The following is a 13,674-nucleotide window of genomic DNA, read 5'->3' as shown; positions in this document are numbered from 1 at the left end:
GGCTAACAGATCGACACCTTGACCATTGATCTGGCGCTCTGAAATCGCCGCCCTTGAACGCTTCGACCTTGCTGCGGCTGAGGTCCACGCAGCCGCGGGCGGCTGCCACAGACCGGCTGGCGTTTGGCTCATGAATGGAGGGTGGAAGCTCGCGCCGCCCTCCATGAACCTAAACGCCGCCAAGGAGAAGACGACTGTAATCCTGACCACAAGGAGAACCTATGAAGGTCATTCTAGATGAACGCCAGCGCGCCCATGATCCGCAGTTTCGCCTTGAGAACGGCCAGATTGTTCTTAATCCCGATAGGCCGGAGAGGGTTTCGATGCTTTTGAAAGGGGCGCTTGATGCAGGATGCGAACATGAGAGATCCAGCGACCACGGTATAGCGCTGATCGGCGCGGTGCATGCACCACGCTATATTCATTACCTGCGCACAATTTTCAACGCATCCCGCCAGGCGTTACCTGACATTGTTGAGGTGGTTCCCAGTCGCTTCTGCGCAGATCCGTTGGCAGATTACTCAAGCAATACTGAAGCCATGATTGGCTTTCACAACTCCGACACATCATGCCCCATTTCAGAGCAAAGCTGGGATTCAATTTATTGGTCTGCACAGACGGCATTGACCGGCGCCTCGCGCATATTGGCGGGGGATACTGCGGTCTATGCACTTAGCCGCCCCTCTGGACATCATGCCTACCGAGAAATGTCAGGAGGCTTCTGCTTTCTCAACAACTCTGCGATCGCCGCGGAATATCTGCGACTGCGTGGGCATCGCCCTGCCATTCTGGATATCGATGTGCATCACGGCAACGGGACGCAGGCGATCTTCTACCATCGCGATGATGTGCTGACGCTTTCGATCCACGTCGATCCTGCTTCCTTTTATCCATATTATGCAGGAGCGTCGGGCGAGACCGGCGAGGGACGTGGTGAGGGCTTTAACCTAAACCTTCCGTTGCCGCAGGGGGCAAACGTCGAGCTCTACCTGGTAGCACTGACGCAGGCGCTCCAACGTATCCACGATTTTGGGGCTACAGCAATCGTGGTCGCACTGGGCCTCGACGCGCATGAGCAGGATCCATTCCGAGGAATGTCCCTAACCACGCGGGACTTTGCCCGAATTGCCTTGTCCATCCGCTCGCTCGGGCTGCCAGTACTTAACGTTCAGGAAGGCGGCTACATGCAGCCTTGCCTGGGAGAAAATTTGCAGAGCTATCTTCGCAGCTTTTTGTAGTTCACCCGTCACCAAACGGAAAACCTGGAAGGGGCCACGGAGATGAGCGCGTTCACATGTAATATAGGACCGCCCGCAGCCAGTTTTGATTCCTGTTCGACCGACGCAGCCGTTCGCGATTTGAGTGCGGCCGAACCGAATTGGAAATGGACGGTTAGCACCGCCACTGGGCAAAGTCGTCTACTCACATACCGTAAACAAAGCATCGAGCTTTGTTCGATATCTAGCGCTGAGCACTCGGTCGGTCTTGAAGCACTCTCCAGGCGTGACTTGGACCGAATTCGCCTGTTTTTCGTCGTGACCGGCGGGATTGAATTTAGTGATCGCCTGAAACGAAAAGCACGGCAGATTAGCGCAAGCCAGGTTGCCAGTGTCTGCGAAAATAAAGGGCAGCGCCTAACCATTCACCCATTCAGTTCATGGTTGGCCTACTCCGTTCCTCACTCCGCATTGCGCCAACATTTCGAGGATCTCACCGGGAGCCCCTATCTGCAGGCATTCGACTTACCGCCAACCGACTTCGGCATGGGTGGCGCGCAGGCCCTGTATCAAATCCTGCGTCAGGCAGAGAGGGAACTCGGCACTTCCGCGCCACAAGAGACATCAATGCTAGCCCGCGCTTACCAGCAGTTGGCGCTTACCAAGCTATTTATGAGGCTGCCACATAATCTAGTCGACGCTTTCCGTCATGGAACTCTGCCGGATGCCCCAAGGCAACTCGTTAAAGTCGAGGCTTTCATGAGGGAACATCTGTCCAATCCCATTACGCTTCAGCAACTGGCGCATGCGGCGGGATGCAGCCCGCGGGTTTTGCAGCGAATGTTCCTACGCTATCGCGGTTGCTCGCCCATGGGCGTTCTGTGTAACTTAAGGCTGGCGGCTGCTCATCGGGAGATCAAGACCGGCAACGTGACCAGCATCACCGATCTAGCGCTGCGGTTTCAATTCACTAACCCGGGTCGTTTCTCAACACTCTATAAGGGCGCATATGGCCTTAGCCCTTCCTGTAGCTCGCGTTTTGCACGCAGCGATGGCCATAAGCACGAAAAATACGACCTTTGAAATCCTTCTGCCTCTGGCATATGTGATAGTTGAGTCGATATAGATCTCCAAGTTTCTATTAGTATATAATATACCAATACAAATATAAGAACATATTGTTGCCGCGGGATTAAAAATTGTAATATTCAATAAGGGTATACGGAAATCTTCGTAGATATCTGTCAGGAAGGAATTGTTCTAAACGTGAATGATCATCATCAGTGGTTCACGTAACAAGCATATATACGGGCGGGTTTCATAGGAAAAAAGTACGAAACCTTCGCGTGGTCCAGCTTCAACGATGCGTATCTTTTCGCCTTACATTTGGGTTCGCTAATTTGAAGCGGAACGTAGCTGCTTGTGCAGAAAGTCGACGAACTGCGGGCTTGCGCCATACGCAACGTTGACGCGCATTCCAGGAAATCTTGTCACGTCACGCTCAACTTCAAAAACGCTTGCGGGCGCGACAAAGATATTGCTCTCAGCGGCTTTGCGACAAAAATCCTGCTCTACGGTACCTTCCGGAAGCGGAACCCATAAATAAAAGCAAGGTACTTTGGGCGTCGCCGCAGAAAGGCCGAGTTCGCTAAGTGCTTGAACGGAAGCTTTGGTCGCCTCCTCGATGCGCGCTCGCAGCCGGCGCAGGTGCTTGAGATATTGTCCGCTCATGATCAGTTCGTACACCAGGCTTTCCACATAAACTGAACTGGCAACCATGGTCAGCATTTTTAGATCGACCAGGTCCCTTATCATTGCTGGGCTGCCTGCGAGGTAACCGCAACGGAGGCTGGCGGAAAGTGTCTTCGAGAAGGAACCGACGTAGAGCACTCTCTCCTGCTGGCCGAAGCCTGCAAGTCGAGGCAGGGTCGGCGCTATCAAGTCAGCAAATACATCGTCTTCCACGATCAAAAAACCGTGCCGATCGGCCTGTTGCAGAAGTCCGAAGGCATTGGCCGGACTGAGCCAGCCACCAGTCGGGTTGTGAGCTTGGGACTGCGTGAAGAAAATCTTGGGTCGGTGGACGCAGAGCTTTGAGGCGAATTCTTCCAGATCAGGTCCATCCGACCTGCGGGTAATCGGAACGATCGTGACCTTCGCCAGCCGCAACTTAGCGAACAGAGGATAGTACCCTGGGCTGTCAACGAACACTGTATCGCCCGGCTCGAGCAGATGACGAATGATTAGATCGAGACCGTGATTCACGCCGTGGGTCAACATGATGCCATCAAGGGACGTGGCGATTGATCGTTCGCTCAGCGAGGTGCGCAACCATTTGCGCAAAGGGCCATACCCCCATGAGCTTCCATAGCCGTATTCTACGTCGCCCGTCGTCGTACGCGAGTTGCGGAAATGCCGTCGTATTTCGGATCCCTCCATCCAAGAAAGCGGCGGGCGACCGTCACCGGGTCGCACGTCATACTGCTGATCCAACTGCTCTCGCAGCAACGAAACGATATCGACGGCCTCTCGAATATGCGGCGTCACGCGCGAGTGTTCCGGGTACGCCACTTCGGCAGCGTAATATCCCGAGCCTCGCCGTGCGATCAGGTAGCCCTGTGCCACCAGCCGGTCATAAGCTTCGGCCATAGAATTCTTGGAAATGCCGTGGTCACGAGCTCCGTCGCGCACTGAAGGAAGCTTCTGCCCCGAACGATAGACGCCCTCTTGGATTTGTTGACTAAGGTGCCGAACAACCTCCTCTACGCGGCTCAATCCTGCCCCTCCTCATAACCTGTCCCAAAAGAAAAATGGCACAGTCCACAACGTAAATCAAAGAACTGTCCCTTGCGTGACGGGCCAATTTTAGGACAGTTGGAGGGCGTTGCAAGCCATTTCGATAGGAGGAGATCGACGCATGGCCGCTCAGCAATCGTACGCCGCGAACTTGCGGCTGGAAAATTTCCGCAATCTAACATCGTCGGATCGCCTCTCTGCGATCGCCGGGGCTGATGGCGGTCTCCAAACTTGGAACGGTTTGTCAGACATGCAAGAGCCGGCGCAGGTTCTAGGGCTCACGGACCCGCATAGTGCTCGTCTTAGAGTCCTTGCCCGGCGTGAAAGGATCGTGTCGGCGCGCGCTACACATCGGGGATGCAGTTCATCTGTGCCGATATCCACGCGCGGACCGATGCTCATGATACATGCACTCTTTGTGGCGTGTGACGCAACCGGCGCGAACACGGTCAACATGTTGGCAACTTATCGAGGAACGACTGAAACGACCGCACGCGATTACGAGGGCGCGCAGTGACACGTACAGTCGCGATCTCCATGGGAAGTCAATGCGAGTAATCTGGTCGATAGGATCGCGCTCGGCCCCGCAACGAGGACGCCCCCTGCAACACAAGCTGACCCGGATTTCAAACGCAACGGGCGCCGTCGAGGTAGCCGAAATCGACGACATGTCCAGATCGATGGCAGGCGAAAAGGACGTACTAGCTACGGGCACAGAAGCTTTTGCAGAGGGCCGCAGGCCCACACACCCGTGACCTTCTGTCCATGCCTGGCGGTGACGAAGAGGAGTTCGCACTGCGTTTCGAGCAATAGTAATAGGGAGGGATAAACAATGACAGATAGAATTGACCGGGTGAGAGCGCCGGCTCCGTCGGTGGGCGACAACCTTGCCGAAGTTTGGGGCGATATTGTTGATCGCACTCAACTCGCCAAAGCGATAGCAATCGGGACGGGCGTGAGCCTTTCCACCTACTGGATCGCAGGATGGTTTCTTGCAGGAAGGGCTTCGACACCGGAAATAGGCAGAGCGATCGCTATGCTCTTCGGCATCCTTGGCTGCGTGGGCGGTGGCATCATTGGTGCCAGGCTGTTCAAGCCCAAACGTGTCATTGTCGACGAAACCGCAAACGCAGCGTGGCGCATTGCTGCGCTCGATCAATTGAACCTGGAAAGGGGCGGGGTAGGGCGAATTGAAGATCTGCCGCCCGTTGCTGCGGCAGAAATGAAAGAGGTCGGGCTCTACGACCTCTTTGCCAACTATCGGCCTTGCACGAAAGGCCAACAGGCCCCCGCCAACCCGGCAGAGAAGGACGCCTGACATGAACGGCTTTGTGTTCGACATTCTTGTCGCCGTGTCCATGGGGCTCGCGGGCGCCGTGCTGTTTTCCCTGATTGGATTGGTGTCTGGTACCGATGAAACCACTACTATAGCGCCGGTCACCCTGCTCGTGGTGCTCCTCGGCGTTCCACCCGTTGGCATCTTCACCTTCTGGATGGCGGCTGCGATATCCAAGCACATGACCCATGCGGTCCCGACGGCACTTCTCGGCATACCTGGCGATACGCTGGCAACGCCGCTTCTGCAGCAAGCCACGGCACTTCGCAATCTAGGCGCCCCGCATATCGCGTTGCGCAAGATGCTTGCGGGCGCGATAATATCGGCCTTCATCGCCGTGCCACTTGCCGTGCTTTTCGCCATCCTGCTTGCCCCTTTCGGCAAAGCGATCACGTCATCAGCACCCTGGATCTTCATCGCCGCCGCCATCTTCATCGCGTATTTCTCCGCGGGCCGCTGGTCGTCTGTTTTGACGCTTGTTCCGTTCGTTATGTTGATCGTCGCTTTGCAAAGTTTCACCGGCCAGCAGAACGTAAAGCTTAGTGTCAGCTATTTCCTAGGTATCGCCATTGGGCCACTTGTGGCCGATCTCATTTCCTCTATTTCGCCCGTCGAGGCAAAACGAATGCACCGTGCGGAATATCGACGATCCTCACTTGCACCGGACGTAAAAAGTTGGGCCGGGTTCTTTCCAAACCCGTTCAAAGTCCTCGACAAAACCCAGATCGCCGCAACTGCGGCGGCCGCAGCCGTCACCAGCGCGACTTTCGTCTTCAGCCCTGTCGCAATGACGGTACTGGCTGGAGAAATCGTTGGATCGCGCATCAAACATGCCTATCATAGGCTGACAACGGTGCTCAGCGTGAAAAACGGAGTGACGGAATCCACCTACATAGCGGAGGCCCTGATCCCACTCATTGCGTTCGGGTTGCCCCTAAGCCCAGTCGCGGCGGGGCCAGCAGCGCCGCTATTCAATGCGCCGCCCCGCTTTACCGTCGATTTGGCATCCGGCCAAGTCAACAACCTTCATACGATGATGAGTCCGATGGAATTTCTCGGCTACGGATTACTTGCCGTCGTACTAGCCGCGCTGATCGCCTATCCGTTCGCGATGAATTATGCCCACACCGCAGCTGCGTTTGTTGCGAGACGTATTAGCCATGAGGCAATAATTGGTACATTCGTGGGTCTCGTCGCAGTGATCGGGCTGTGGGAAGGTGGCATCTTCGGCCTTCTGGTAATTCTCACCATTGGGCTTGTTGGGGGCACACTCAATCGCGTCATTGGTTTTAATGCCGGGGTCCAGTTCATGGGTTACTACGCGGCCGTATTGAGTGTACCTGCGTTGATGAAGCTGTTCGTCTGAATGGCCCACCACTTGGCGCTGCGGCGATCGCAGCGCCAAGTGGCATCGCGCATACGATCGACTGGATCACGAACGGCAAAGGGGGGCTGGGCTCCTGAGCGCGGACAGGTGGTTTGAAAGGACGTCCGAAAGGGGAGCGCATGGCAACACCGTATTCAAACCGTTGTATCTTCCGAAAGTATCCCCCAGCTTGGCATCGCAACATAGCCTTTCGCGGTCTTTTGGCGGGCGATCTTGCGAAGGAGCGCCATGGCTTCAGCCTCGGATGCGAAATGGTGGCTCATCTCCTTGCCGAGCGTTCCCATACGTCCCCAAGCCCGTATGAGGGAAACATCACCGAAAAGTGTTGGCTGTATGGACAGCGCATAGTAGCGCGCCATGTTTCGGCTTGGATCTATCCGTCGAAAATAGAAGTTAGTGTGATGCTTAGTCATGCATACAGCATCGCGTGTCGACGATTCCGCGTCCAATGAGAGTTTTGAATCGCTCGGGTCGAATCGATTCACGTTGGTGATATAAAGCCGACCCATTTCTCTTGATCTGGTGAAGGGACAAATCATTGTTTAGGTTGTAGCCTTCGTAGACGAGGCGATGCTAGACGCGTTTCGGCTGCAGGTCGTCCTTGAGCAGGGTGGCTTTCTCACACACTGCACCAAACCGCGCCACACCTGATATGACGGGCACTGTGTCGGTTACAGCCACACGGCAATTCTCGCTAGCCGGAGGTGGACGGCAGTCAGCCGATGCACCAGCGCTGCAACGCAATTCCCTCGCCATCGAAATCGCGGACGCGCAGTCGGTCGAGGCAATCTGTTTCTTTAGTGCATCAACCACCCACGGCCAACTGCCAGGTGATTCGATGAACTGCGCAAGGCGAGAAAATCAAAGGTCCAGGAGCGTTAGCAGGCATTGGGCAGATGCCGCGCGTTCCGTAGGCAACAGAGGGTCTGCGCCGCTGGACTCGCCCGTGTCGCACTTTATTCCTGCCGGCGAGCTAGCGGGGACAACAGCGTAGCGCGCGGCGCGCATTAGGGTGACCGTCTACACCGCTTATTGACCGGCACGTTTGCTCATGTCCATGCAATCTGCCGCGTTCACTTGCGAAGGCGGAAAAGCCACGGCCGTCCACACGTCAGCATAGAAAGACGCTGCGTACTCCTTTTATTCTCGCACGCTTATTGCGGTCGCATCTCTCGCGCACCAACCATGCCAGGGAGAGTTTCCAGTGCCGTGCGCATGGCAAGGACAATCTCATCGGACGTGTGCCTGGAAGTGATGAATGGCAGGCCTTTGCGCTGGCTTGTCCATCCGACTACAGTTACATCTTTTGCTGCAGGTTCAAACTGTTGGGCCAATGCAAAGCTCTTACAGTCGATGGCCGCAACGTCGCTGTGTCCCGCAGCAATTGCTTTGATAGATTCACGATGCCCGCCGCTCGGAATTCGCTCTGAAAATATTTCAAGCGTCTCGCCCATTGCTTCAAGGTCCTGAACTAGGCCGAGCAAGCCGGACATCGAATGGGGATCATTAAAAGTGAAGCGGCGGTCTCGCAAGAACTCGAGTGGAATTGACGCTCTGCCGTTCGATGGAGCCTTGCCCCAGGGAGCTTCCCCGGCACGCATGACTATTGCGCTTGAGTAGAACTCGCCGTTTCCGCCTTCGAACTCGCCATAGTTCGGTTGTGAAATCGTTTTGACATGTTTGGCGAGACCGTGATGCATCGGCCCCCAGCATGTCTGGGCGAAGAGTAGTGCGGGATGCATCCAGATTGCGCGCGGATCGAGACCCTCAGAGTACAACGTCGCCGGATCGGCAGCTATGACCTTTCCTTCGGTATCAAGGATTCCGTCTGGAGCACCAGGAAGCTCTTTGTGCGAACGCACCAGCATGTCCGGAGCATTGATGCCCAAAGAACGAAACTTGTCGCGTATCTGCCTCCATTGTTGGTCTACCTCATCTCTGACCTCGGGCCAGTCATACATTGGCAGCGCGGCAATCGGTTGCATGTCGATTTTCAGCATATGATTTCCATCTTTCTAATCGGCCCGGTTAGCTCCTAATGGTTTCGATCCGGACGTCGCAGGCGTTCACTATGTCTGGGCATTTTCAATTGATTGCGCCAGCCTCACGGGTGCCAGACTGCTATATTCGGTGCCACAAGCTGGGACTCGTTCGGATTAAAGGACTTCGGCAAGGAACCGTTTCAGCCGCATGCTTTCCGGATTGTCGAAAATCTTTGCGGGTGATCCCGTTTCGATGATCCGGCCTTCGTCCATGAAGACAACCTGGTCCGCCACTCGTCTTGCAAAGCCCATCTCGTGTGTTACCACGACCATTGTGATGCCCCGCTTTGCCAGATCGGCCATGAGGTTAAGGATCCCCTTCACCAGTTCCGGATCGAGGGCGCTTGTCACTTCATCGAACAAGATCACCTCAGGTTCCATCGCAAGAGCACGCGCGATGGCTACGCGCTGTTGTTGTCCTCCTGACAACCTGTTCGGACGGAAGTGTAGTTTGTGGGCCAAACCCACGTCGGCAAGCCGCGCTTCGCCAATCGACCTAGCCTTATCGCGAGCGATACCTTTGATTTTGATCGGTGCGAGCGAAACGTTTTGTAGAGCGGTGTGATCCGGGAAGAGGTTGAAATGCTGAAAAACCATACCAACCCGCCGTCGCAGCGCCTCAAGCTTCATCGTTCTACTTTCTTCGCCGTCAATCTTGATTGAACCTTCCTGTGGTTCAACGAGCCGGTTCAACGTTCGAAGAAAAGTCGACTTTCCTGATCCGGAAGGTCCGATAATACAAGTCACTGTCCCAGGTTCAATTTGAAGTGCGACATCGTGTAGTACCTTGTGATCACCGAACGACACTGAAATGCCTTTGACATCTACGCGAGCACCCTTCAGCGGGCTGAGGTCCCGGGCCGCCTTGGTCTGGGCGCCCAGTTCGCCTAATTCCTGGAGGCCACTACCAATACTCGCGGGTTTGCCCCCGGTTCGAAGGCGGTGGTCGATGTAGTTGACGAAGTGCGTCAGCGGTACTGTTATGCAGAGGTAGAAAATACCAGCGAGAAGAAGCGGAGACAGGTTCCCGGTCGCGATCGCTTGGTCCTGGCCTACACGAAACAGTTCACGCTCACTGGACAAAAGTCCCAAGAAATAGACAAGGCTCGAGTCTTTGATGTTGCTGATGAACTGGTTGACCAATGCGGGCAAAACACGCCGAATGCCTTGGGGAATGACAATGAGCCGCATGCCTTGGTTGTAGCTCATACTCAGCGCACGACACGCCTCCGACTGTCCGCGGTCGATGCTTTGAATCCCGGCACGAAAGATCTCGCCAATATATGCTCCGGCGATCAGGCTAAGGGCGAGAATGCCAAGTGGATAAGGCGACGCGCCAAAAAACTGGCGGCCGATGCTGGCAAAGCCTTGTCCTACCAACAGAATTGTCAGGATCGCGGGCAGTCCGCGAAAGATATCCGTAAAGACACGCGCAAACCAACGCGACCATCTTGATTCCGATATCCCCATGACGGCGATAACGATCCCTATCAAAATGCCAAGAAGCGTTGAAGCCACAGCTAGAAGTATTGTGTTCTTCAACCCAACCGCCAACATAGTCGGCAGCACCGCGGCCATTGCATCCCAGTCTAAGAAGCTTCGTTGAAAAAGCTCAAACCAGTTCATTGTTCCCTCATTCTTTTTTTGGGGAACGGGCCACCTGGGCCCGTTCTATCGCTATTTCTCTCGTTAGTTCTTGGACTCGAAACGCTCCGGAAGAGGCGCGTCGGGGAACCACTTGGCGAAGATCTTTGCGTAGGTTCCGTCATCGATTGCAGCCTGCAAGCCCTTATTGATTCCTTCCCGTAGAGGGGCGTTGCCTTTGCGCACTACAAAGCCGGCAGGTGTGTCCAACATCGGTACGTCGATCCTAATTTGCAGGTTCGGATATCGTTTTGAATACTCCACTGCGGGATCGTGATCTTGGAAATGAGCGTCGATCGTGCCGTTGTTGAGGGCCGCAATTGCAGTGTTATTATCGGGGAAGCGGACGATGAGAGCGTCGGTGAAGTTCTTGGTGCTGTAGATATCGGACAGTGCACCTTGCACCGCACCGACGCGCTTCCCCTTCAGATCAGCCACCTCCTTAATGGAGGCGTCTGCGCTCAGAACCGAAAGGTAGAACAGAAGATAACCATCGGAGAAGTCGACGTTTTTCTTGCGCTCCTCGGTAGTTCCAATTGCTGCGATTGCAACGTCGAACCGCTGGTTGGTGACAGATGGCATCAGTGCTGAAAAATCCTGGGCTACGATCGCGACCTTATCGTCTGTGTAGCCCATGCGTTCAGCAATGTTCCGAAACAATTCAATGTCGAAACCCGTGTACGTACCATCGGCTTCCACGAACGTATTTGGCTTGGAGTCCGCCATCGTACCGACGCTAATGGTTCCTGGAGTAAGCAGATTGTACGGGTTTGAATCATCTGCAATTGCTGCAAATGGCAGCGAGAGCGCAACAGCAGTTGCAAGTGCGACGCGTGTAAGGAAATGCGATGCCATCGTCGTTAACCCCTCTATTTGGTGATTTTCTGAGCTCATTGATCAGCGCCCACCGCTCTGGCATTTCTTTGCGGGAAGCCTCATTCGGGTACAAGTTGTGGATGGAGAAGTGCCCCACCGTTTCAGAGTGGCCCGAGTGCCGAGCCTCTCGCTTCTTTGAGCTGACGTCTGAAAGTAGTTCCACGCGCGGAGGCTGAGTGTTGGAAGCTCCTCACGCCAAGTTACATATGGAAGTCTAGGGTGTCTCCAATTTGAAATGAATATAAGCCCTTCTGATATTTTTCGAACTTTTTCTAAACATGCTCATCGGTCGCATGTTTGTGGCTAGGCTGGTCTAAGTCGACCAGCCGGCGACCTTGCGGGTATGGATCGTGAGATGAGTATTCCCCTTGACTGGGATGTCGTGTTGGTGCCCGTACGCGACGACCGAGCAAAGACGCTTCACAGGCATTCGGCCAAGCCGGGGGCACGAAGTGTCGTTGCGGAGCGCGAGCCGAATCGGCAATTTACACGTTCGTGACCAGGGCTTTAGAAATACTGAGAAAAATAAAAGAATATGTCAGATATCCTCAAGGGAGAGTGAGGGTTAGGTTTTGCTCGAAAAAGACGCTTTCGCGACGTGGTTTCGCACGGCGGCTTTTCGCGGCGGCGTTTTCTATCCGGCGTGCGCCTCGACAACCCTTCTCAGGAGTTCCTATGGACCGTTTCAATCTCGGGACTTACCGGCGCGCTATTTCCACTTCCTCCGCAGAAACTCAGCGCTGGTTCGCCTTGGGGCTCAATTGGTGCTTTGGCTTTAACCACGAGGAAGCCATCAAATGTTTTGAGAAGGCGCTCGAAACGGACCCAAATTGCGCGATGGTCCACTGGGGAATCGCTTACGCAGCTGGTCCCTTCTACAATCTCACATGGATGGAGCACAGCGATGCGCAGGCAGATGCGGTAGCTAAAAGGTGTTTTGAGCATGTTCAGGTTGCTCGTTCAAACGCGTCCAGCGCCAGTGAGGTCGAACGGCGATTGATCGATGCCCTGAGCCAGCGCTTTCCGGAGCCACGTCGCGGCGTGCCCTTCGAATTCAGGCGGTGGGACGATTCATATGCTTCCGAGATGCGACGGGTTTACTACAGCTTCCAAGATGATCATGACGTGATGGCGATTTTTATCGAAGCACTGATGATGCGCACGGTCCGGAGCCTATGGAACCTCAAGACGGGCACTCCCGCTCCGAACTCCGACGTCCTCGAAGCTCTGCAAGTCTGCGAACGCTCAATAGGGCTGACCGACGAGGCCGGTCTGCAAGCGCACCCGGCAATCCTTCATCTACACATTCACTTGCTTGAGATGTCCACCGTTCCCGAAAGGGCCATGCGCTCGGCCGAGATGCTAGGTGGAATGTGTCCTGACGCGGGCCACATGAACCATATGCCGGCTCATATCTATGTGCTTTGCGGCGAGTACGAGAAGGCGAAAACAGCGAGTATCAGGGCGATACGCGCCAACGACGCGTACCTCGCATATGCAAGTGAGCCTACGTACTATCTGCTTGGCTGCTGTCACGACCTACACCTCATGATGTACGCCTGCATGTTCCTCGGTCAATATCAGCCGTCGCTGTGGGCTGCACACAAAATGCGCAGGCTGGTGACGCGCGACGTCATAAGTATGCCCGACCGGCCCAAGTTCACGCAGACTGTTGAAGGCTATCACGCGATGATGTCGCACGTCTTTGTTCGTTTTGGGCGTTGGCAGGAAATTGTCGCCGAACCCGTGGTGGAGGAACCAGAACTTTATCTGCTCACATCCACCATGCAGCACTACGCGAAGGGTGTTGCGCACGCAACGCTGGGGAATTTCGATGAGGCCGAACGTGCCCGCGACCGCTTTCTCCAACAGGTTGCAAAAATCCCGACCGATCGCCGTTTCCTGAGCAACCCAACACATGCATCGCTTGCCGTGGGCCGCGAGTTGCTGGACGGCGAACTAGCCTATCATCAGGGTCGGAATGAGGAGGCCTACCGTCACTTGCGCAAAGCCGTCGAGCTCGACGACAATCTCTCTTACACCGAACCCTGGGCCTGGATGCACCCGCCGCGTCATGCCCTAGCGGCGCTACTTCTTGATCAAGGACACCGAGAAGAGGCTGAACGGGTCTATCGAGATGACTTAGGCTTGACCGAGAGAGTGCAACGTTGCGCTCAACATCCGGACAACGTTTGGGCCCTCCATGGTCTCGTGGAATGTCTAAAATTGCGGGGGGATACTGCCGAGCTTCCGACATTCCAAGCCAAGCTTTCATCAGCTGTATCCAAGACTGACTTGTCAATCACCTCGTCGTGCCTTTGCAGGACAAAACCTCAAACGAGCGAAAGCTGCTGCCATTAAGTGAAGTAGTGGGCT

10 protein-coding genes are annotated in these 13,674 nt (G+C 55.1%); 5 read left to right on the top strand and 5 right to left on the bottom strand.

The genetic code is table 11. From position 1 onward, the window contains the following. The first annotated feature begins 221 nt into the window (after positions 1–221). Both IB279_RS28865 and IB279_RS28860 read left to right on the top strand, forming a co-directional pair. The gene (locus tag IB279_RS28865; protein ID WP_192340144.1) at positions 222–1,238 is read left to right on the top strand and encodes a histone deacetylase family protein; all 1,017 of its coding nucleotides are present in this window, start codon (positions 222–224) and stop codon (positions 1,236–1,238) included. 42 nt (positions 1,239–1,280) lie between these two features. Next, on the top strand, positions 1,281–2,300 hold the full coding sequence (locus IB279_RS28860) for a helix-turn-helix transcriptional regulator (RefSeq protein WP_192340142.1): 1,020 nt from the start codon (positions 1,281–1,283) through the stop codon (positions 2,298–2,300). A gap of 312 nt (positions 2,301–2,612) precedes the next feature. On the opposite strand, the gene IB279_RS28855 is transcribed toward IB279_RS28860, so the two are convergent. Beyond that, complete coding sequence (locus tag IB279_RS28855) at positions 2,613–3,992, bottom strand: PLP-dependent aminotransferase family protein (RefSeq protein ID WP_192340140.1); 1,380 nt, start codon at positions 3,990–3,992, stop codon at positions 2,613–2,615. A gap of 853 nt (positions 3,993–4,845) precedes the next feature. Here IB279_RS28855 and IB279_RS28850 point away from each other — a divergent pair. Next, a complete protein-coding gene (locus tag IB279_RS28850) occupies positions 4,846–5,331 on the top strand; it encodes a hypothetical protein (RefSeq protein WP_192340138.1) in 486 nt (161 codons plus the stop codon). Between the two features lies 1 nt (position 5,332). Then, a complete protein-coding gene (locus tag IB279_RS28845; protein WP_192340136.1) occupies positions 5,333–6,715 on the top strand; it encodes a tripartite tricarboxylate transporter permease in 1,383 nt (460 codons plus the stop codon). Positions 6,716–6,870: 155 nt separating this feature from the next. On the opposite strand, the gene IB279_RS28840 is transcribed toward IB279_RS28845, so the two are convergent. The 4 genes from IB279_RS28840 to IB279_RS28825 all read right to left on the bottom strand — a co-directional run bounded on the left by IB279_RS28840 (position 6,871) and on the right by IB279_RS28825 (position 11,277). Beyond that, the gene (locus tag IB279_RS28840; RefSeq protein ID WP_192340134.1) at positions 6,871–7,149 is read right to left on the bottom strand and encodes a WGR domain-containing protein; all 279 of its coding nucleotides are present in this window, start codon (positions 7,147–7,149) and stop codon (positions 6,871–6,873) included. Positions 7,150–7,890: 741 nt separating this feature from the next. Beyond that, positions 7,891–8,736 (bottom strand): phosphate/phosphite/phosphonate ABC transporter substrate-binding protein, encoded by an 846-nt coding sequence (locus IB279_RS28835; RefSeq protein WP_246802174.1) that lies wholly within the window; start codon positions 8,734–8,736, stop codon positions 7,891–7,893. Between the two features lie 156 nt (positions 8,737–8,892). Continuing rightward, entirely contained in the window at positions 8,893–10,404 is a 1,512-nt protein-coding gene (locus tag IB279_RS37850; RefSeq protein ID WP_192340132.1) for an amino acid ABC transporter permease/ATP-binding protein, read from the bottom strand. Between the two features lie 63 nt (positions 10,405–10,467). Continuing rightward, positions 10,468–11,277 carry an ABC transporter substrate-binding protein gene (locus tag IB279_RS28825; RefSeq protein WP_192340130.1) on the bottom strand — a complete coding sequence of 270 codons (810 nt, stop codon included), beginning with the start codon at positions 11,275–11,277 and terminating at the stop codon, positions 10,468–10,470. A gap of 696 nt (positions 11,278–11,973) precedes the next feature. Between IB279_RS28825 and IB279_RS28820 the strand changes: the two genes are divergently transcribed. Continuing rightward, entirely contained in the window at positions 11,974–13,659 is a 1,686-nt protein-coding gene (locus tag IB279_RS28820) for a tetratricopeptide repeat protein (protein ID WP_192340128.1), read from the top strand. The last annotated feature ends 15 nt before the right edge of the window (positions 13,660–13,674 follow it).

Origin of the sequence: Ensifer sp. ENS06 (assembly GCF_014852205.1) — a bacterium.
Taxonomy (GTDB): domain Bacteria; phylum Pseudomonadota; class Alphaproteobacteria; order Rhizobiales; family Rhizobiaceae; genus Ensifer; species Ensifer adhaerens.
Note: the sequence above shows the minus strand (reverse complement) of the source record. Positions and strands in the feature narration are given on the sequence as shown.